Genomic DNA, 18,342 nt, shown 5'->3' on the forward strand with positions numbered 1-18,342 from the left:
CCGGGCGGGGTGTCCGGCAGTCGGCGACCGCTCGCCGCGCGGTCAGGGCCACTAGAATGCCTGCCATGCAGGACATCGATTTCCCCGAGGCAGGCGAGCGCGACACGGCCTGGATGCGTCATGCGCTCGCCCTGGCCGAACGCGCCGAACGCGAGCACGACGAGATCCCGGTGGGCGCGGTCGTGGTCGACGCCGGCGGCCGGATCGTGGGCGAAGGCTGGAACCGCAACATCGGCGACCACGACCCCAGCGCCCACGCCGAGATCGTGGCCATGCGCGAGGCGGGCAGGGCGCTGGGCAACCACCGGCTGATCGGCTGCACCCTGTACGTGACGCTTGAGCCCTGCGCGATGTGCGCGATGGCGATGGTCCACGCCCGCATCGCGCGCGTCGTCTACGGCGCCACCGATCCCAAGACCGGCGCCGCCGGCAGCGTCTTCGACCTGCTGGCCGACCCGCGCCACAACCACCGCGTGGACGTGGTCGGCGGTGTGCTGGGCGAAGAAGCCGGCAGCCGCCTGCGCAACTACTTCCGCGCCAAGCGCGGCCTGCCGCCCGCCTGAGCCGCGTTACCATGGGCGTCCCCAAGGGAGACGAAGGAGCGAGGGTGGGCAACGAAGAACGGCTGGTGTGGATCGACCTGGAAATGACGGGCCTGGACACCGACAACGACACCATCCTCGAGATCGCCACCGTCGTCACCGACGCCGAGCTCAACGTACTGGCCGAAGGCCCCGAGCTGGCCATCGCCCAGCCGCTGGCGCTGCTGGAAGCCATGGACGAATGGAACCGCAACCAGCACGGCCGCTCCGGCCTCTGGCGCCGCGTGCTGGAGGAGGGCGTGCCGATGGCCGAGGCCGAAGCCCGCACCCTGGAATTCCTGGAACAGTGGGTGCCGGCCGGCAAGTCGCCGATGTGCGGCAACTCCATCTGCCAGGACCGCCGCTTCCTGCACCGCCGCATGCCGGCACTGGAGCGCTGGTTCCACTACCGCAACCTCGACGTCAGCACCCTGAAGGAACTGGCCCGCCGCTGGGCCCCGGAACTCTACGCCGGCCTCCGGAAGCAGGCCGCCCATACCGCCCTGAGCGACGTCCACGACTCCATCGCCGAACTCCGCCACTACCGGGCTGGCATGGGGGCTTTCGCTCCGCACGCATAGTGGTTCTTGCCACGGATGACGCGGATAGCGCAGATTTACGCGGATAAAGCAAAAGCGGGCTAGAAAGCTTTTTCAGCCACGGATTTGCGCGGATTACGTGGATCTGGCTGAGGAGGGATTGAAGTCCAGGGCCTGCACGGGACTACTTGCCAAAAGCTATCCAGGCAAAAACGCTTGCGCAGCGCGCGGTTCCGGCACTGGCCTCGGCCAGATCCGCGTAATCCGCGCAAATCCGTGGCAAAAAAAGAAGAAGCCGGGCACGAAGCCCGGCTTTTCCGTCTGCGGGAGAGGTGAACGCGCCTCAGCCCGCCGCCTTCGACTTCGCCAGCTTCAGCCAGGTGTCGACCACGGTGTCAGGGTTCAGCGACACCGACTCGATGCCCTGCTGCATCAGCCATTCGGCGAGGTCGGGGTGGTCGCTCGGGCCCTGGCCGCAGATGCCGATGTACTTGCCCTTGGCCTTCGCGGTCTGGATCGCCATCGACAGCAGCTTCTTCACCGCCAGGTCGCGCTCGTCGAACAGGTGCGCGACCACCGCGGAGTCGCGGTCCAGGCCCAGGGTCAGCTGGGTCAGGTCGTTGGAACCGATCGAGAAGCCGTCGAACATCTCCAGGAACTCGTCGGCCAGCAGCGCGTTCGAGGGCACCTCGCACATCATGATGACCTTCAGGCCGTTGACGCCGCGGCGCAGGCCGTTGGCGGCCAGCACCTCCAGCACGCGGCGGCCCTCGTCGAGTGTGCGCACGAACGGGATCATCACCCAGAGGTTCTCCAGGCCCATGGTCTCGCGCACCTTGAGCACCGCGCGGCACTCCAGCGCGAAGGCTTCGGAGAAGGCCTTGTCGACATAGCGGCTGGCGCCGCGGAAGCCGATCATCGGGTTCTCTTCCTCCGGCTCGTAGCGGCTGCCGCCGATCAGGTTGGCGTATTCGTTGGACTTGAAGTCCGACATGCGCACGATCACCGGGTTCGGCGCCACCGAGGCGGTGAGCGTGGCGATCCCCTCGGCCAGGCGGTCGACGTAGAAGCTCACCGGGTCGGCGTAGCCGGCGGTGCGCTCGTCGATCTTCTTCTTCGTTTCCGCGTCCTGCTTCTCATACTCCAGCAGGGCGTTGGGATGCACGCCGATGTGCGCGGCGATGATCATCTCCAGGCGCGCCAGGCCGATACCGGCGTTGGGCAGCTGGCCGAAGTCGAACGCGCGCTCGGGGTTGGCGACGTTCATCATGATCTTCAGCGGCGCTTCGGGCATCGAGGTGAGGTCGGTGGTGATGCGCTCGAAGGGCAGGGTGCCGGCGTAGATGAAGCCGGTGTCGCCCTCGGCGCAGCTGACCGTGACTTCCTTGCCGTCCTCGATCGCGTCAAGCGCGTTGCCGGTGCCGACCACGGCGGGTACGCCGAGCTCGCGGGCGATGATCGCGGCGTGGCAGGTGCGGCCGCCGCGGTTGGTGACGATGGCGGCGGCGCGCTTCATCACCGGCTCCCAGTCAGGGTCGGTCATGTCGGCAACCAGCACGTCGCCGGGCTGCACGCGGTTCATGTCGTCGAGCGAGCGCACCACGCGGGCCACGCCGCTGCCGATCTTCTGGCCGATGGCGCGGCCCTCGCAGACCACGTCGCCGCGGCTGCCCAACATGAAGCGCTCGATCTGGGTGGCCTTGGCGCGCGACTTCACCGTCTCCGGACGGGCCTGGACGATGAACAGCTTGCCGGTGATGCCGTCCTTCGCCCATTCGATGTCCATCGGGCGCTCGTAGTGCTTCTCGATGGTCAGCGCCTGGCGGGCGAGTTCGTGCACGTCCTCGTCGCTGATCGAGAACTTCGCGCGAAGCTCCGCCGGCGTGTCCTCGTTGCGCACGCGCTCGCCGGGCTGGTCGGAATAGACCATGCGGATCTGCTTGGCGCCGAGCGAGCGGCGCAGGATGGCCGGGCGGTCCTGGCGCAGGGTCGGCTTGTAGACGTAGAACTCGTCCGGGTTCACCGCGCCCTGCACGACGTTCTCGCCCAGGCCGTAGCTGGAGGTGATGAACACCACATCGCGGAAGCCGGACTCGGTGTCCAGGGTGAACAGTACGCCGGAGGCGCCGACATCCGATCGCACCATCAGCTGCACGCCGGCCGACAGGAACACGTCCTCGTGCTTGAAGCCGTGGTGCACGCGGTAGGCGATGGCGCGGTCGTTGTAGAGGCTGGCGAAGACTTCCTTCACCTTCACCACCACGTCGTCGGCGCCGGTGACGTTGAGGAAGGTCTCCTGCTGGCCCGCGAACGAGGCGTCGGGCAGGTCCTCGGCGGTGGCCGAGGAACGCACCGCCACCGCCACGTCGCCGCCGCCGTTGTCGGCGCAGAGCTTGGCGTAGGCGCTGCGGATGTCGGCTTCCAGCGCCGGCTGCAGCGGGGCGTCGATCACCCAGCCGCGGATCTCGCCACCGGCCTTCGTCAGCGCAGGCACGTCCTCGACGTCGAGGCTGGCCAGGCGGTCGAAGATCCGCTGGTGCAGGTCGTTGTGGGCGACGAAGTCCTTGAAGGCATCGGCGGTGGTGGCGAAGCCGCCCGGTACCGAGACCCCGAGGCGGGCCAGGTTGCCGATCATCTCGCCAAGCGAGGAATTCTTGCCGCCGACCTGGGCAAGGTCGGTCAGGCGAAGGTCGTCAAGCCACAGGATGTTGGCGCTCAAGGCGGACTCCGGAGGGATTTGCGGTGGTTCGGTGGGGTTGGTGCCCGCCCGGGCCAGCGGCGCAGGGCGGCAGGATTGGCTATTTTAGCAAGCCAATCCGCCGCGGCGCCCGCGGCCCAGCAGGAAAAACCCGCATGTCGAGCCCGCGCCCGGTGTTCTACGTCTCCGATGGCACCGGAATCACCGCCGAAACCATCGGCCACAGCCTCCTGACCCAGTTCCGGGACACCCCCTTCGCCCCCGAGCGCATCCCCTTCGTCGACAGCGTCGAGCGCGCTCACGAGATCGCCATCCGCATCCGGGAGGCAGGGGAGGCCGCCCAGGCGCGGCCAATCGTGGTCAGCTCCTGCGTCAACAGCGAGCTCACCGGTGCCATCCGGGCCAGCGGCGCACTGGTGCTGGACGTGTTCGAACCCTTCATGAGCCTGCTGGAGGCCGAACTGGGCGAGACCCGGCAGGCGCGGGTGGGGCAGGCCCACGGCATGGTCGACTTCGAGACCTACCACAAGCGCATCAATGCCATGAACTACGCGCTGACCCACGACGACGGCATGTCGATCAACTACGACAACGCCGACGTGATCCTGGTGGCGGTCTCGCGGGCGGGGAAGACACCGACCTGCGTCTATCTGGCGCTGCACCACGGGATCGCCGCGGCCAACTACCCGCTGACCGAGGAGGACCTGGAGCACGACCGCCTGCCGCCGCGGCTGCGCGCCCACCGCGCCAAGCTGTTCGGGCTGACCATCGACCCGGTGCGGCTGCAGCAGGTCCGCCAGGAACGCCGGCCGAACTCGCGCTATGCCGAGCTCGAGACCTGCAAGCGGGAGGTGGCGGCGGCCGAGGCCCTGTTCCGCGCCGAGCGGATCCCGGTGCTGAGCACCACGCATACCTCGATCGAGGAGATCTCCAGCAAGGTGATGAGCACCCTGGGCATCCGTCGCGGCATGTTCTGAGCGCGGCGTGTAGCATCGATCGCATGACGCAACTCATCGCCCCTCGCGTGAAAGTCCCCGGCCTCAGCCGTTTCGGCTGGCTGATGGCGCTGTACGCGGAGAACCACGCGCGCCTGGTGCGCCTGTTCGAACCCGGCGACCTGGCGGTGGGCTGCTACCTGTCCAGCGTCGGCGACGGCCTGGACCTGCGCCTGGACGTGATCGAGCGCCACGCCTACACCAGCGAACTGCGCCTGGCCTACGTGGCCCTGCCGGACCCGGTGACCGGGGAGCCCGATCCCTCGGCCTACCTGCGCCTGTACCGCGATGCGCGCCAGGTGGAGGCGACCCACTGCTATGTCGGCCGCCGCTGGCAGGACGCGATCGGCATGTTCCCGCCGCCGGCCGAGGTGGTCGGCCACCGGATGCGGATGAACACCTTCCTCGGCAAGTGGCTGCAATACCTCGCCGAGCGCGGCCACGGCGTGGCCACCCTGGGCCCGGCCCCGGGCCCTTCATGCCCGCCGCGGCCCCCGGTGCTATCTTCGGCCGGCAGTTCCCCCGACAGCAGAAAGGTGAACCCATGACGACGAAGCTCGACAAGCCCCTCAAGCGCGAAGTTCAGATCGGCGACAAGGCCTACACCCTCACCATCGACCCGACCGGCCTGAAGCTGGTCGAGAAGGGGCACCGCAAGGGCGTCGAGGTCGATTGGACCGAGATCGCCGCGCGCGACAGCGGCGGCTGACCCGCGCCGGGGAGTCCGGCGCCATGGCCCCCGTGGGGATCCCGGCGGCTACTTTACCTGCCGCTTTTCGAGCTTGCGGGCCAATGTGCGCCGGTGCAGGCCGAGCCGCCGTGCCGCCTCGGAGATGTTGAACCCGGTCTCGACCAGGGTTTCGTGGATGTGCTCCCACTCCAGGGTCTTGATCGAGGTCCTGCGCCCGGTCAGTTCGACGTTCTCGTCGCCGCCGGCGCGTTCGAAGGCGGCCTCGATGTCGTCGGTGTTGGAGGGCTTGGCCAGGTAGTGCGCCGCGCCGAGCTTGATCGCCTCCACCGCGGTGGCGATGCTGGCGTACCCGGTCAGGACCACGATCACCAGGTCGGGGTCGTGCTCGTGCAGGGCCCGGACGCAGGCCAGGCCCGAGGCCTCGCCGGACAGCTTGAGGTCGACGACCGCATGGGTGGCCGCGAACCCGGGCAGCAGCGCCTGCATGGCATCCAGCCCGCTGGCGCAGCGCACCTGGTAGCCGCGGCGCTGGAACGATCGCTCCAGAGTCCGTGCGAACGCGGCATCGTCCTCCACGATCAGCAGCTTGCGGTCGTCATGTGCCATCGATCTCCTCCTCCAGCATCAGCGCCTGCAGCGGCAGCAGGACGGTCACGCTCGCGCCGCCCTGGTCGCGGTTGCGGACCTCGAGCCGGCCGCCGAACATGCGCGCCACGTTGATCGACAGGAACAGGCCCAGGCCGCCGCCGGGACGGCCCTTGCTCGACTGGTAGGGCTTGCCGAGGTTCTCGAGCACGAAGCCGGGGAATCCGGGGCCGGCGTCGGTGACCTCGATGGCCAGCGCGGGCCCGGCCCGCCGCACCACCATCTCGACCTGGTCGGGCGAGGCTTCCAGCGCGTTGTCGAGCACATTGAACACCATCTGCCGCAGCCCGGTGTCGGAAATGATCGCGAGGTCGCCCGGGAAGCGGTAGCGGTAGGTGAATTCGCGAGCGGGGCGGGTTTCACGCCACTCCTCCGCCATTTCGTCGAAGAAGGCGCGCAGGGTGGTCTCGGTGGGCGCTTCGCCGCGGGCGCTGCCGGCCGACATCAGGATGTTGGTGACGATGGCCTTGCAGCGCAGCACCTGGGACTGCATTTCGGCGACGTCGCGCAGCAGGTCTTCGTCTGAACTGAAGTGCGGTGAGTGCCGCCAGTCGCCCAGGATCACCGACAGCGTCGACAGCGGCGTGCCCAGCTCGTGCGCGGCCCCGGAGGCGAGCAGGCCGATGCGCACGATGTGCTCCTCTTCGACGGCCTGCCGGCGCAGCTCCGCCAGCCGCGCGTCGCGGTTGCGGATGATGCGGCCGATGCGGGCGATGAACACCACCAGCAGGGCCGCGACCAGGACGAAGCAGACCAGCAGCCCCTGCAGGAAGGGATCGGCGAGGCCTGCTTCGGGATGGATCGGGATCCGCACCGGGCCGGGCACCAGCATCAGCGCGACCACACACAGGCCCGCGACCAGCGACAGCCCCCAGTTGGCCGGCGCGCGCAGCAGCACCGCGCCCAGCGCCACCTGCAGCAGCAGCAACAGCAGGAAGGGATTGGTGACGCCGCCACTGAGCCCGAGCTGTGCGGTGAGGGTCAGCATGTCCACCAGCAGCGCGAGCAGGAAGGCGCCATCGCCGACGCTGCTGCGTCGCAGCCACCAGGCGTGACTGGCCAGGTTGAAGCCGGCCAGCGCCGCAAGCAGCCACAGCATCGGGCCCAGCGGGAGCTCGATGCCGAAGCCGTAATGCACGGCCAGGATCGCCGCGACCTGGCCGACCACGGCGATCCAGCGCAGCTGGATCAGCTGCTGCATGTTGCGCTGGCCGGCGGACTCCGGCGTGCCGTTGCCGCTGCGCACGCGCGCGCCCAGTACTGGCGCGACGTTCAGCGCGTCATCTGTCGGCAGCGACATATCGGGATCGGGGTGCTCAGGGCCCCGCGGAGGGATCGGCATCGACTGTTTCTGGCCCGGGCCTGCGGCGATGGTGCCGCAAACGGCGTTCGAAGACGATGAGCGCCGTGCCCGCGGCCACGGTCAGCAGGGCCATGCCGAACCAGGTCAGGGCGTAGACCAGGTGCGGATCACGGAACTTCACCACGGTCAGTCCGCCGACCGGCGTGCCCCCGTGCGGGCCGGGCGAGGTGGCGGCGTCGGCGTCGATGAAGAACGGCGCGACGCGATCCGTGGGCAGGCTGCGCGCAGCCGCGATCGCAGCGACGTCGCGCGAGTACCAACGGTCTTCCACGGGTCGGTTCTCGCGCAGGAAGCCGCCGCCGGGCTCGGTGAGGCGCAGCAGGCCGGTGACCGTCGCCGGGCCGGTGGGAGGGGCGGGGGCTTCGTCGCCGGTGGCGAGGTAGCCGCGGTTGACCAGGACGATCGCGCCGCCGCTGGTTTCGAGCGGGGACAGCAGCCACCAGCCCGGGCCGAGGTCGGTCACGGCCTGCACCCGCGCGGCCGCCACGTCGAGGTAGCGGCCCGCAACGCGGACCCGGCGGTACTCGTCACTCTCCGCGTCGACGGTTGCCCAGCGCGCGGCGTCGGGAATGTCGCCGGGCGCGGCGTGGATGCGGGATTCAACGCGCTGGACCAGGTCGTGCTTCCACGCCATGCGCTGCAGCTGCCAGATGCCCAGCGCCACGAAGCCGGCGAAGGCCAGCGCCAGCGCGCCCAGGAGCAGCGTGCGCAGCAGCAGCCCGCGCGTGGCCTCCGGCGCCGGCGGGGCAGCGCTGGCGCCGCGTCGGTTCACGGCATGTGCTGCGAGTGCTGCGTCTGCGCCGCCTCGTCCATGGCCGGCATCATGTTCACGTTCATGTTGTGCATGACCCACAGCGTGCCGATCAGCACGATCACCAGCAGCACCGCGGTGAAGATCAGCGCGAGCAGGTTCCAGCCGTTCTCCGACTTCGCGTCCATGTGCAGGAAATAGACCATGTGCACGACCACCTGGACCATGGCGAAGGCCAGGATCACCAGCACGGTGATCGTCGGCGTCGGCAACACCTTGGCCATCACCAACCAGAACGGGATCGCGGTCAGGATCACCGACAGCACGAAGCCGGTCAGGTAGTCCTTCGCGTTGACGTGCGGGATGCCGTCCTCGAGGAAGTCGTCGTGGTCGTGGGAAGAATGTCCGCCCATCACAGCACTCCCATCAGGTAGACAAAGGTGAAGACGCCGATCCAGACGACGTCGAGGAAATGCCAGAACAGCGACAGGCAGGCGATGCGGCGGGTGGTGGTGCGGTTGAGGCCCCATTTGCCGACCTGGATGCACAGCACCACCAGCCAGAGCACGCCGAACAGCACGTGCAGGCCGTGGGTGCCGACCAGGGCGAAGAACGCCGACAGGAAGGCGCTGCGCTGCGGGCCCGCGTCGAGGTGGATCAGGTGCTGGAACTCGTAGATCTCGATCGCCAGGAAGCCCAGGCCGAGCAGGCCGGTCAGCGCCAGCCAGCCGATCACCTTGCGCGCCTCGCGCCGGGTCATCGCGATCATGGCGAAGCCGTAGGTGATCGACGACAGCAGCAGCACGGCGGTGTTCACCGCGATCAGCTTCAGGTCGAACAGCTCGCCCCCCGTCGGACCGCCGGCGTAGCTGTGGGCGAATACGCCGAAGGTGGCGAACAGCGAACCGAAGATCATCAGGTCGCTGAGCAGGTAGATCCAGAAGCCCAGCAGGGTGGCGTTCTGCGGGTGGTGGCGGCCTTCAGCGTCGAGGAACACCGGGCTGCCGTCGTCACGGGTCAGTGCGATGGACTCAGACATGGATGTTCGCCAGCTCCCTGCTGCGGGCCGCTTCGGTCTCGGCGACCTGTTCGGCGGGGATGTGGTAGTCGCGGTCACGGTCGAAGCTGTGCCAGATCGAATAGGCCACGATCGCCAGCAGCGATCCTGCCGCCAGCCACCAGATGTGCCAGATCAGGGCGAAGCCGCAAACCGTGCTCAGCAGCGCCAGGATCACGCCGGCGCCGGTGTTGCGCGGCATGTGGATCGGCGTGAAGCCCGACTCGGGGCGCTTGAAGCCGCGCGCCTTCATGTCCGACCAGGTGTCGGTGTCGTGCACTACCGGGGTGAAGGCGAAGTTGTAGTCCGGCGGCGGCGAGGACGTCGACCACTCCAGGGTGCGGCCGTCCCAGGGGTCGCCGGTCACGTCGCGAAGCTGCTCGCGCCTGCGGAAGCTGACGTAGATGCAGATCAGGAATGCCAGGATGCCGATGCCCACCAGGACCGCGCCGAAGGCGGCGATCTGGAACCAGATCTGCAGCGAGGGATCCTCGAAATGGCTCACGCGCCGGGTCACGCCCATCAGGCCGAGCACGTACAGGGGCGTGAAGGCGAACCAGTAGCCGGCCAGCCAGAACCAGAACGAGACCTTGCCCCAGAAGTCGTCGAGCTTGAAGCCGAAGGCCTTGGGGAACCAATGGGTCATCGCCGCGAACAGGCCGAACACCACGCCGCCGATGATGACGTTGTGGAAGTGGGCGACCAGGAAAAGCGAGTTGTGCAGCACGAAGTCCGCCGGCGGCACCGCCAGCAGCACGCCGGTCATGCCGCCGACCACGAAGGTGACCATGAAGCCCATCGTCCACAGCATCGGCACCTCGAAGCGGATGCGGCCGCGGTACATGGTGAACAGCCAGTTGAAGATCTTCGCGCCCGTGGGGATCGAGATGATCATCGTGGTGATGCCGAAAAAGGAGTTGACGCTGGCGCCCGAGCCCATGGTGAAGAAGTGGTGCAGCCACACCAGGTAGGACAGCACGGTGATGCAGACCGTGGCGTAGACCATCGAGCTGTAGCCGAACAGGCGCTTGCCGGAGTAGGTCGACACGATCTCGGAGAACACGCCGAACAGCGGCAGGATCAGGATGTAGACCTCCGGGTGGCCCCAGATCCAGATCAGGTTCACGTACAGCATGGGGTTGCCGCCCATGTCGTTGCTGAAGAAGTGGGTGCCGACATAGCGGTCCAGGGTCATCAGCGCCAGCACCGCGGTCAGCACCGGGAACGAGACCACGATCAGCACGTTGGTGCACAGCGCGGTCCAGGTGAACACCGGCATCCTCATCATGCCCATGCCCGGGGCGCGCATCTTGATGATGGTCACCAGGAGGTTGACGCCCGACAGCAAGGTGCCGACGCCTGCGATCTGCAGCGCCCAGATGTAGTAGTCGAGCCCGACGCCGCTGTCCTGGTTGCCGAGGTTGGACAGGGCCAGCCAGCCCGAGGTGGAGAACTCGCCGAAGAACAGCGACAGCATCACCAGCACCGCGCCCGCGGCGGTCATCCAGAAGCTGAAGTTGTTGAGGAAGGGAAAGGCGACGTCGCGCGCGCCGATCTGCAGCGGCACCAGGTAGTTCATCAGGCCGGTGACCAGGGGCATCGCCACGAAGAAGATCATGATCACGCCGTGCGCGGTGAAGATCTGGTCGTAGTGGTGCGGCGGCAGGTAGCCCAGGTTGTCGCCGAAGGCCATCGCCTGGTGCAGGCGCATCATGATCGCGTCGGCGAAGCCGCGCAGCAGCATCACCAGGCCCAGCACCATGTACATGATGCCGATCTTCTTGTGGTCGATGCTGGTGAACCAGTCGCGCCACAGGGTGCCCCAGAGCCGGTACTTCGTGATCGCGCCGAGCATCGCGAGGCCACCGATCACCGTGCCGATGAACGTCACCAGGATGATCGGGTCGTGCAGCATGGGGATCGAATCCCAGGTCATGCGGCCGAACAGGAGCGAAGGGGAAGAGCCGTTTTCGGGGGACATCATTCGGTTCCGTAGTGCGGCAGGTGCCCGTGGCGGGGCGCCCGGGGATCAGTGCGAGGCGTGGCCGTCGGCATGGGGGCTGGAATGCTCGCCGCCGCGGCTGCCATTGCCGCCGTGGCCGCCGTGGCCATGGCCGTGGCCCGTGCAGGGCTGCGCCGGGTCCACGCAGCGGTTGACCACGGCGTCGAACAGCCCCTCGTCGACGCTGGCGAAGTGCCGCGCGGGCTCGCGCGAGCTGGGGGCTTCCAGCGCCAGGTACCCGGCGCGCGTGAGCGCGTCGCCGCTGGCGCGCGCGTCCGCGACCCATTCCGCGAAGCCTTCGTCGGACAGCGCGTGGAAGCGGAAGCGCATGTGCGAGAAGCCCTCGCCGCTGTAGTGCGAGGAAAAGCCCTCGTACTCGCCTTCCTGGCCCATCACCGCATGGAGGCGGGTTTCCATCGAGGGCATGGTGTAGATCATTCCCGCCAGCGCCGGCACGTAGAACGCGTTCATCGTGTTCGACGAACTCAGGCGGAAGCGGATCGGCCGGTCGACCGGCGCGGCCAGTTCATTGACCGTGGCGATGCCGTACTCGGGATAGATGAACAGCCACTTCCACTCCAGCGACACCACCTGCACCTCGAGCGGTTCGACGCCTTCGGGCACCGGGACGCCGGGGGCGATGCGTTCGAGCGGACGGTAGGGGTCCAGCAGGTGGGTGCTGATCCAGGTGATCGCGCCCAGCGCGATGATGATCAGCAGCGGCACCGCCCAGATCACCAGTTCCAGCTGGGTGGAGTGGTCCCAGTCGGGCGTGTACTTCGCTTTCCGGTTGCCCGCGCGGTAGCGCCAGGCGAACCAGAAGACCATGAAGATCACCGGCACGATCACCAGCAGCATGAGCCCCGTGGCGACCATGACCAGCTGGCCCTGCTGCGCGGCGACGTCGCCGGCGGGGAACAGCACCACCATGTCGCAGCCGGACAGCAGCAGCATCAGGCAGGCGAGCGCGGCGCAGCGGAGGAGTTTGCCGGTGAAGGACATGGACGGGGCAGGGGCCTGGCGGGGGAACACGGTATTCTGGTCCCCGCCGCCGCCGCGGGGGATTGGACACTTTGTCCTATCGCGGCCGCGCGCCGGGCCTGAGAGACTGGCGCCAGCCTGCCGGGCGCCCGCCCGGGCCGCCTCCCGTTTCCCCGCCGTCGAGCCTGCCACCGATGTCAGCACGCCCCCTCCACCCCGACGCCTCGCTGTCTTCCCACGACCACGGGAACCGGGCGCACGACAGCGTGGCGCCGGGCGAGATCGCGGTCGGCGTGGTGGTCGGGCGCACTTCGGAATACTTCGACTTCTTTGTCTACGGCATCGCTTCGGCGCTGGTGTTTCCGGCGGTGTTCTTCCCCTTCGTGGACCAGCTGCAGGGAACGCTGTACGCGTTCGCGATCTTCGCCCTGGCCTTCGTCGCGCGCCCGGTCGGCACCGTTGCCGGCATGTGGATCCAGCAGCGCTGGGGCATCGCCACGAAGCTGACCGTGGCCCTGTTCCTGCTCGGCACGGCGACGGCGGGCATCGCCTTCGTGCCCGGCTACGAGCGGCTGGGTGTCGCGGCCATTGCATTGCTGGCAGGGTTCCGTGTGCTGCAGGGCATCGCCCTGGGCGGCTCATGGGACGGCCTGCCGTCGCTGCTGGCGCTCAACGCGCCCAAGGAGCGGCGCGGCTGGTACGCCATGCTCGGCCAGCTTGGCGCGCCGGTGGGCTTCATCGTTGCCGCGGGCGTGTTCGCCTTCCTGTACGCAAACCTGTCCGAAGCCGACCTGCTGGCCTGGGGCTGGCGCTATCCCTTCTTCGTGGCCTTCGCGCTGAACGTCGTGGCCCTGTTCGCGCGCCTGCGCCTGGTGGTGGCCGAGGAATACCAGGACGAGATGGGCTCGCTCGAGCTGCAGCCCACGCCGGTGGCCGAGCTCTACCGCGAGAAGGGCCGGCACGTGGTGATCGGCGCGTTCGCGGCCCTGGCCAGCTACGCGATGTTCCACATCGTCACGATCTTCCCGCTGTCGTGGATCCTGCTGCACTCGGAGCAGTCGATCCCGGCCTTCCTGGTGCTGCAGGTCGTCGGCGCGTTCATCGCCGCGGCGGGCATCGTCGCCTCCGGCTACATCGCCGACCAGGTCGGCCGGGCGAAGACGCTGGGCGGCACCGCGGTCGGCATCGCCATGTACAGCGGCTTCGCTCCGACCCTGCTCGGGGCGGGGGAGGGTGGGCAGGCGGTGTTCATCCTGCTCGGCTTCCTGCTGCTGGGGCTGTCCTACGGCCAGGCCGCCGGCGCGGTGACCGCGAACTTCGGTCAACGCTACCGCTACACCGGCGCAGCGCTGACCGCCGACCTGGCCTGGCTGATCGGCGCCGCGTTCGCACCGCTGGTGGCGCTGTGGCTCGCGAGCACGTTCGGCGTGGTCTGGATCGGCGCCTACCTGCTGTCGGGCGCGGTCTGCACCCTGATCGCCCTGGGCATCAACCGCAGGCTGCGCTACCGCAGCTGAGCCGCCGGCTCAGCCCATGTGCTGGCCGCCGTTGACCGCGATGTTGGCGCCGGTCACGTAGGCCGCGCCTTCGCTGCAGAGGAAGGCCACCACCGCGGCGATCTCCTCCGGTCTGCCCAGGCGCCCCATCGGCACCTGGGCCACGATCGATTCCACGATTTCCGGCTTCATCGCCATCACCAGCGAGGTGCCGACGTAGCCGGGCGAGACGCTGTTGATGGTCACGCCCTTGCGCGCCAGCTCCTGCGCCAGCGCCTTGGTGAAGCCCTGCACGCCGGCCTTCGCCGCCGAGTAGTTGGTCTGCCCGAACTGGCCCTTGGTGCCGTTCACCGACGAGATGTTGACGATGCGGCCCCAGCCGCGGTCGGCCATGCCGTCGGCGAAGGGCTTGGTGACGTTGAACATCGAATCCAGGTCGGTGCGCAGCACCGCGTCCCACTTCGCCTTGTCCATCTTGCGGAAGGTGGCGTCGCGGGTGATGCCGGCGTCGTTGACCAGGATGTCGACCTCGATCCCGTCAGCGTGCAATCGCGCCGCCATGGCCTGGCAGCTGTCGTAGTCGCCCACGTCCACCGGCTCGACCCGGAACTCGCGGCCCGCGGCGGCCTGCGCATCGCGCCAGGTGGCGGGATCTTCCACGCCGGCGAAGCAGGTCACCACCACGCGGTGGCCGGCTTCGTGCAGGGCGATGGCGATGGCTTCGCCGATGCCGGTGGTGCCGCCGGTGACGAGTGCGGTGCGCGGGCTTGCGGGATGCGACATTCGATGCTCCATGTGGTCCGTCCAGCCGTGCAGTATCGCCGACTCCGCCGGCTTCGAAATTTGTTCATCGCAATGTGTTGACGGCACCGGCGGCGCCCCATACAATTTCGCGCTCACCGACGTGGGGCCATAGCTCAGCTGGGAGAGCGCCTGCATGGCATGCAGGAGGTCGGCGGTTCGATCCCGCCTGGCTCCACCACTCCTCGACCGACCAGGTCGCGGGGGTTGCGGTAACAAGTTCCAGGTCCCCATCGTCTAGAGGCCTAGGACACCACCCTTTCACGGTGGACACCGGGGTTCGAATCCCCGTGGGGACGCCACACACTGGAAAGCCCGCCTTCTGGCGGGCTTTTCTTTTCTGCGCGATTCTGGACCCTCACTCGCCGTGGCGGGCGTACTCGCGGGTGCTGCCGTCGCGGTGGACGAGTTCGACCGAGTAGGGATGCACGGTGCCGTCGGGCATCTCCATCCCGGGCGAGCCGGCGGGCATGCCCGGCACGGTGATGCCGCGGGCGTCGGGGCGTTCGGCCAGCAGGCGCTTCACATCCTCCGCCGGCACGTGGCCTTCGACGAAATAGCCGTCGATCTCGGCGGTGTGGCAGGAGCCCTTGGCATAGGGCACGCCGACGCGCTGCTTGATCGGGCCCATGTCGTCGTGGTCATGGACTTCCACCGCGAAGCCGGCCTGCTGCATGTGTTCGATCCAGAGCACGCAGCAGCCGCAGTGGACGTTCTTGTGGACAACGAGCAGGCCCGATTCCGCCCGCGGCGCGGGACTGTGCTTCGGGGTGGTGGCTGGCGCAGGGGTGGGGACGTCCGCGGCGGCCGGGGCGCTATGGCCGGGTGAGCAGGCGACGAGCAGGAGTGCCCCGGTGCACAGGAGCGCGAGTGTGGTCATGTTCTTGTTGTTCATAAGAAGTGATCTCCAATCGATTGATTCAAAACCAGAATCTGAAGCCGGCCACGAGGTGCGTGTCGCGTCCTGACTCGCCCGCCTCGCGGCGCAGATCGGCGGTGTCGCCGAAGGCGCGCTCGTGCACCAGGCCGAGGTAGGGCGCGAACTGGCGGGTGACTTCGTAGCGCAGCCGCAGGCCGGCTTCGGCGGTCGACAGACCGGAACCGGTGCCGCGGGCGGGATCCGCCTTGCCGTGGACGCTGGCTTCGAACCTGGGCTGCAGGATCAGCCGGTTGGTCAGCAGGAGTTCGTACTCCACCTCCATGGCCAGCATGCTGCGCCCGGACTCGCCCAGCCAGGCGGTGGCGGAGACTTCGAACAGGTACGGCGCCAGGCCCTGCACGCCGATGCCGACCCAGTCCTGCGAGCGGCCGGGCGCGAAGTCGTGGCGCAGGCCCGCGACCACGTCCCACCACGGCGAGACGCTGCGGCCGTAGAGCAGCTCCAGGTTGGCGGCTTCCGTGGTGCCGCCGCTGCGCTCGCCTTCGCTGCGAAGCCAGAGGCGATGGATGTCGCCGCCATACCAGCCCTGCGCCTCCCAGGCCTGGCCGCTGCCGTGGTCGGTGTCCCAGACTTCGAGCCGGTCGAAGAGCAGGTAGCCGTTCGTTTCCGGCGTGTCGTGCGCGTGGTGGTTGCGGAGCACGGGGAAGGCCGCGGCGCGATCGGCGTCGGTCAGCGCGGGGATCGGGGAGGCCGGGTTCCCTGCGGTCGCGGCTGCGGGGTGGTTCCCGTGTGCACCGTGGTCATCGTTGCTGCCGTGACTGCCGTGATCTGCGTGACTGACATGGCCCGCGTGATCGTCCTGCGCAGCGTGCTGTGCGTGTCCCGCGTGTCCGGAATGCGGATCCTGCGCCCACGCCTGTCCCGCAACGGCCGTCGTCATCGCCACTGCCAGCGCCAGCTGCCTGCAATGCCGCGCGCTCATGCGCCTTCCTCCACGCTCACTTCGCGCATCATCCCGGCTTCCATGTGGTAGAGCAGGTGGCAGTGGAAGGCCCAGCGCCCGAGCGCGTCGGCGCGCACGCGGAAGCTGCGCTTCGTGCCTGGTGGCATGTCCACGGTGTGCTTGCGCAGCTGGAATTCGCCGTCGTCGCCCTCGATGTCGCTCCACATGCCGTGCAGGTGGATGGGGTGGGACATCATGGTGTCGTTGACCAGGGTGATGCGCAGGCGCTCGCCGTAGCGCAGGCGCAGCGGCTCGGCGTCCATGAACTTCGTGCCGTTGAACGACCAGGCGAACTTCTCCATGTGGCCGGTGAGGTGCAGTTCGACCTCGCGTCCGGGCTCGCGGCCGTCGGGATCGTCGAACAGGCTGCGCATCGCGCCGTAGGTCAGCACCGTGCGGCCGTTGCCGCGCAGGCCGACGCCGGGGTCGTCGAGCTTCGGGGCCAGCGACATCGCCTGCATGTCGACCAGCGGGTTGCCGGTTTCGCTGGTCGGATGGCGCTGCATCCCGCCGTCACCGTGATCCATGCCGGCGTGTCCCATCGCCGCGTGGTCCATTGCCCCATGATCCATTGCCGCGTGCCCCATGGCGCCGTGATCCATCCCGCCATGGCCCATGTCATCCATCGTCAGTAGCGGCCGCGGATCCAGCGCGGGCACCGGCGGAGCGAGGCCGTGGCGCACCGCCAGGGTGCCGCGCGCGTAGCCGGTGCGGCCCATGTCCTGCGCGAAGACGGTGAAGGCGTCGGCGCCGGCCGGCTCCACCAGCACGTCGAAGGTCTCGGCCACCGCGATGCGGAACTCGTCCACCGTCACCGGGTGGATGTACTGGCCGTCGGCGGCGACCACGGTCATCTTCAGGCCCGGGATGCGCACGTCGAAATAGGTCATCGCCGAGGCGTTGATGAAGCGCAGCAGCAGCTTCTCGCCCGGCTGGAACAGGCCGGTCCAGTTGCCGGCGGGCGCCGCGCCGTTCATCAGGTAGGTGTAGGTGTGGCCGTTGATGTCGGAGATGTCGCTGGGCGTCATCCGCATCCGGTCCCACATCGCGCGCTCGCGCAGCGCCTGGCGGACGCCGTTCGCACGCGCGTCGCGAATGAAGTCGCCGACGGTGGGCCGATACCAGTTGTCGTAGGCCGCATCCTTTTTCATCCGCCGGAACAGCGCCAGCGGATCCATGTCCGTCCAGTCCGACAGCAGCACCACGTGCTCGCGGTCGTAGCGGTAGGGCGGCGGCTCCAGCGGATCGATGACCAGTGCGCCGTAGAGCCCGGCCTGCTCCTGGAGCATCGAGTGGCTGTGGTACCAGTACGTGCCCGACTGGCGAACGTCGTAGCGGTACTCCCAGGTTTCGCCCGGCGCGATGCCGTCGAAGCTCAGGCCGGGCACGCCGTCCATGTTCGCGGGCAGCAGCAGGCCGTGCCAGTGGATGGAGGTCATGTCGTCGCGCAGGCGGTTGGCCACGCGCAGGGTGACGGTGTCGCCCTCGCGGAAGCGCAGGAGCGGACCGGGCAGGCTGCCGTTGACCGTGGTGGCCATGCGCGGGCGGCCGGTGAAGTCGGCGGGCGAGCGGCCGATCGACAGGTCGAATTGGCTGCCGCTCAGCACGGGTACCTGCGGCGGCACGGCATGGCCCGGTCGTGGCGCAAGGCCGAGGGCGGCAAGGGCGCCACCGGCGGCCAGGCCCTGGACGAAGCGGCGGCGCGGGAGGTTCGCGCCGGAGCGCGGGTGGGGATGGTTCATGGGATGTCCTGGTCGCGCTGCGATGCCGGCCGGTCTGCGCCGCGGCATCGGAGGTTCGATGGATCGTCGCCACGGGATCGTGGGCGACGGCCGTGGATGGGCGCCGTCCGGCGCCGC

General features: G+C 68.6%; 18 protein-coding genes and 2 tRNA genes. 8 read left to right on the forward strand and 12 right to left on the reverse strand.

From position 1 onward, the window contains the following. The first annotated feature begins 56 nt into the window (after window positions 1-56). Entirely contained in the window at window positions 57-563 is a 507-nt protein-coding gene (gene tadA / locus E2170_RS06300) for a tRNA adenosine(34) deaminase TadA (RefSeq protein WP_132999725.1), read from the forward strand. 11 nt (window positions 564-574) lie between these two features. Next, window positions 575-1,162, forward strand: a complete 588-nt coding sequence (orn, locus tag E2170_RS06305; protein ID WP_132999726.1) for an oligoribonuclease — start codon at window positions 575-577, stop codon at window positions 1,160-1,162. 301 nt (window positions 1,163-1,463) lie between these two features. On the opposite strand, the gene ppsA is transcribed toward orn, so the two are convergent. After that, the gene (ppsA, locus tag E2170_RS06310) at window positions 1,464-3,839 is read right to left on the reverse strand and encodes a phosphoenolpyruvate synthase (protein WP_132999727.1); all 2,376 of its coding nucleotides are present in this window, start codon (window positions 3,837-3,839) and stop codon (window positions 1,464-1,466) included. A 134-nt stretch (window positions 3,840-3,973) separates the two neighbouring features. Here ppsA and ppsR point away from each other — a divergent pair, with 134 nt between their 5' ends. Genes ppsR through E2170_RS13805 form a run of 3 tightly spaced genes read left to right on the forward strand, consistent with a single transcriptional unit; the run spans window position 3,974 to window position 5,522 of the window. Continuing rightward, complete coding sequence (gene ppsR, locus E2170_RS06315; protein WP_132999728.1) at window positions 3,974-4,795, forward strand: posphoenolpyruvate synthetase regulatory kinase/phosphorylase PpsR; 822 nt, start codon at window positions 3,974-3,976, stop codon at window positions 4,793-4,795. A gap of 23 nt (window positions 4,796-4,818) precedes the next feature. Beyond that, window positions 4,819-5,361, forward strand: a complete 543-nt coding sequence (locus tag E2170_RS06320; RefSeq protein ID WP_132999729.1) for a DUF1249 domain-containing protein — start codon at window positions 4,819-4,821, stop codon at window positions 5,359-5,361. Next, on the forward strand, window positions 5,358-5,522 hold the full coding sequence (locus tag E2170_RS13805; protein ID WP_165942176.1) for a hypothetical protein: 165 nt from the start codon (window positions 5,358-5,360) through the stop codon (window positions 5,520-5,522). The genes E2170_RS06320 and E2170_RS13805 overlap by 4 nt, the downstream gene beginning before the upstream one ends. A gap of 48 nt (window positions 5,523-5,570) precedes the next feature. Here E2170_RS13805 and E2170_RS06325 read toward each other — a convergent pair whose 3' ends face one another. From E2170_RS06325 to cyoA, 7 genes are all read right to left on the reverse strand, one after another. After that, window positions 5,571-6,110: a response regulator transcription factor gene (locus E2170_RS06325; protein ID WP_132999730.1), complete on the reverse strand. Its 540-nt coding sequence runs from the start codon at window positions 6,108-6,110 to the stop codon at window positions 5,571-5,573. Further along, window positions 6,100-7,449, reverse strand: a complete 1,350-nt coding sequence (locus tag E2170_RS06330; protein ID WP_132999731.1) for an ATP-binding protein — start codon at window positions 7,447-7,449, stop codon at window positions 6,100-6,102. The genes E2170_RS06325 and E2170_RS06330 overlap by 11 nt, the downstream gene beginning before the upstream one ends. 16 nt (window positions 7,450-7,465) lie before the next feature. Beyond that, complete coding sequence (locus E2170_RS06335; RefSeq protein ID WP_243708068.1) at window positions 7,466-8,284, reverse strand: SURF1 family protein; 819 nt, start codon at window positions 8,282-8,284, stop codon at window positions 7,466-7,468. Next, window positions 8,281-8,676, reverse strand: coding sequence for a cytochrome o ubiquinol oxidase subunit IV (gene cyoD, locus E2170_RS06340; protein ID WP_207914926.1), 396 nt, complete (start codon window positions 8,674-8,676; stop codon window positions 8,281-8,283). Before cyoD ends, E2170_RS06335 begins: the two co-directional genes overlap by 4 nt. Next, a complete protein-coding gene (gene cyoC / locus E2170_RS06345; RefSeq protein ID WP_132999733.1) occupies window positions 8,676-9,302 on the reverse strand; it encodes a cytochrome o ubiquinol oxidase subunit III in 627 nt (208 codons plus the stop codon). The genes cyoD and cyoC overlap by 1 nt, the downstream gene beginning before the upstream one ends. Beyond that, entirely contained in the window at window positions 9,295-11,268 is a 1,974-nt protein-coding gene (gene cyoB / locus E2170_RS06350; protein ID WP_207914947.1) for a cytochrome o ubiquinol oxidase subunit I, read from the reverse strand. Before cyoB ends, cyoC begins: the two co-directional genes overlap by 8 nt. An 81-nt stretch (window positions 11,269-11,349) precedes the next feature. After that, the gene (gene cyoA / locus E2170_RS06355) at window positions 11,350-12,324 is read right to left on the reverse strand and encodes a ubiquinol oxidase subunit II (protein ID WP_132999734.1); all 975 of its coding nucleotides are present in this window, start codon (window positions 12,322-12,324) and stop codon (window positions 11,350-11,352) included. A 173-nt stretch (window positions 12,325-12,497) separates the two neighbouring features. Between cyoA and E2170_RS06360 the strand changes: the two genes are divergently transcribed. Then, window positions 12,498-13,820, forward strand: a complete 1,323-nt coding sequence (locus tag E2170_RS06360; protein ID WP_132999735.1) for an MFS transporter — start codon at window positions 12,498-12,500, stop codon at window positions 13,818-13,820. A gap of 9 nt (window positions 13,821-13,829) precedes the next feature. Here the strand turns inward: E2170_RS06360 and phbB are convergent, their stop codons facing one another. After that, window positions 13,830-14,582: an acetoacetyl-CoA reductase gene (phbB, locus tag E2170_RS06365; protein WP_132999736.1), complete on the reverse strand. Its 753-nt coding sequence runs from the start codon at window positions 14,580-14,582 to the stop codon at window positions 13,830-13,832. 123 nt (window positions 14,583-14,705) lie between these two features. On the opposite strand from phbB, the gene E2170_RS06370 reads away from it, so the two are divergent. Together E2170_RS06370 and E2170_RS06375 are read left to right on the forward strand one after the other, a co-directional pair. After that, window positions 14,706-14,781: transfer RNA gene (locus E2170_RS06370), tRNA-Ala, on the forward strand. Between the two features lie 45 nt (window positions 14,782-14,826). Next, a tRNA-Glu gene (locus E2170_RS06375) sits at window positions 14,827-14,902 on the forward strand. Between the two features lie 56 nt (window positions 14,903-14,958). Here the strand turns inward: E2170_RS06375 and E2170_RS14010 are convergent. The 3 genes from E2170_RS14010 to E2170_RS06390 are packed head-to-tail and all read right to left on the reverse strand — an operon-like array spanning window position 14,959 to window position 18,225. Continuing rightward, complete coding sequence (locus tag E2170_RS14010) at window positions 14,959-15,495, reverse strand: DUF411 domain-containing protein (protein WP_243708069.1); 537 nt, start codon at window positions 15,493-15,495, stop codon at window positions 14,959-14,961. 25 nt (window positions 15,496-15,520) lie between these two features. After that, on the reverse strand, window positions 15,521-16,537 hold the full coding sequence (locus E2170_RS06385) for a copper resistance protein B (RefSeq protein ID WP_425477840.1): 1,017 nt from the start codon (window positions 16,535-16,537) through the stop codon (window positions 15,521-15,523). Continuing rightward, window positions 16,459-18,225: a copper resistance system multicopper oxidase gene (locus E2170_RS06390; RefSeq protein ID WP_132999738.1), complete on the reverse strand. Its 1,767-nt coding sequence runs from the start codon at window positions 18,223-18,225 to the stop codon at window positions 16,459-16,461. Before E2170_RS06390 ends, E2170_RS06385 begins: the two co-directional genes overlap by 79 nt. Between the last annotated feature and the right edge of the window lie 117 nt (window positions 18,226-18,342).

Source organism: Luteimonas arsenica, from assembly GCF_004352825.1.
Classification (GTDB): domain Bacteria; phylum Pseudomonadota; class Gammaproteobacteria; order Xanthomonadales; family Xanthomonadaceae; genus Luteimonas; species Luteimonas arsenica.

Bases quoted from the DNA above. Each gene is read 5' to 3' on its own strand.
- E2170_RS14010 (WP_243708069.1), bottom strand. From the start codon at position 15,495: ATGAACAACAAGAACATGACCACACTCGCGCTCCTGTGCACCGGGGCA.
- E2170_RS06330 (WP_132999731.1), bottom strand. From the start codon at position 7,449: ATGTCGCTGCCGACAGATGACGCGCTGAACGTCGCGCCAGTACTGGGC.
- ppsR (WP_132999728.1), top strand. From the start codon at position 3,974: ATGTCGAGCCCGCGCCCGGTGTTCTACGTCTCCGATGGCACCGGAATC.
- E2170_RS06360 (WP_132999735.1), top strand. From the start codon at position 12,498: ATGTCAGCACGCCCCCTCCACCCCGACGCCTCGCTGTCTTCCCACGAC.
- E2170_RS06390 (WP_132999738.1), bottom strand. From the start codon at position 18,225: ATGAACCATCCCCACCCGCGCTCCGGCGCGAACCTCCCGCGCCGCCGC.
- tadA (WP_132999725.1), top strand. From the start codon at position 57: ATGCCTGCCATGCAGGACATCGATTTCCCCGAGGCAGGCGAGCGCGAC.
- cyoD (WP_207914926.1), bottom strand. From the start codon at position 8,676: ATGGGCGGACATTCTTCCCACGACCACGACGACTTCCTCGAGGACGGC.
- cyoC (WP_132999733.1), bottom strand. From the start codon at position 9,302: ATGTCTGAGTCCATCGCACTGACCCGTGACGACGGCAGCCCGGTGTTC.
- orn (WP_132999726.1), top strand. From the start codon at position 575: ATGGGCGTCCCCAAGGGAGACGAAGGAGCGAGGGTGGGCAACGAAGAA.
- cyoA (WP_132999734.1), bottom strand. From the start codon at position 12,324: ATGTCCTTCACCGGCAAACTCCTCCGCTGCGCCGCGCTCGCCTGCCTG.
- E2170_RS06325 (WP_132999730.1), bottom strand. From the start codon at position 6,110: ATGGCACATGACGACCGCAAGCTGCTGATCGTGGAGGACGATGCCGCG.
- E2170_RS06320 (WP_132999729.1), top strand. From the start codon at position 4,819: ATGACGCAACTCATCGCCCCTCGCGTGAAAGTCCCCGGCCTCAGCCGT.
- E2170_RS13805 (WP_165942176.1), top strand. From the start codon at position 5,358: ATGACGACGAAGCTCGACAAGCCCCTCAAGCGCGAAGTTCAGATCGGC.
- phbB (WP_132999736.1), bottom strand. From the start codon at position 14,582: ATGTCGCATCCCGCAAGCCCGCGCACCGCACTCGTCACCGGCGGCACC.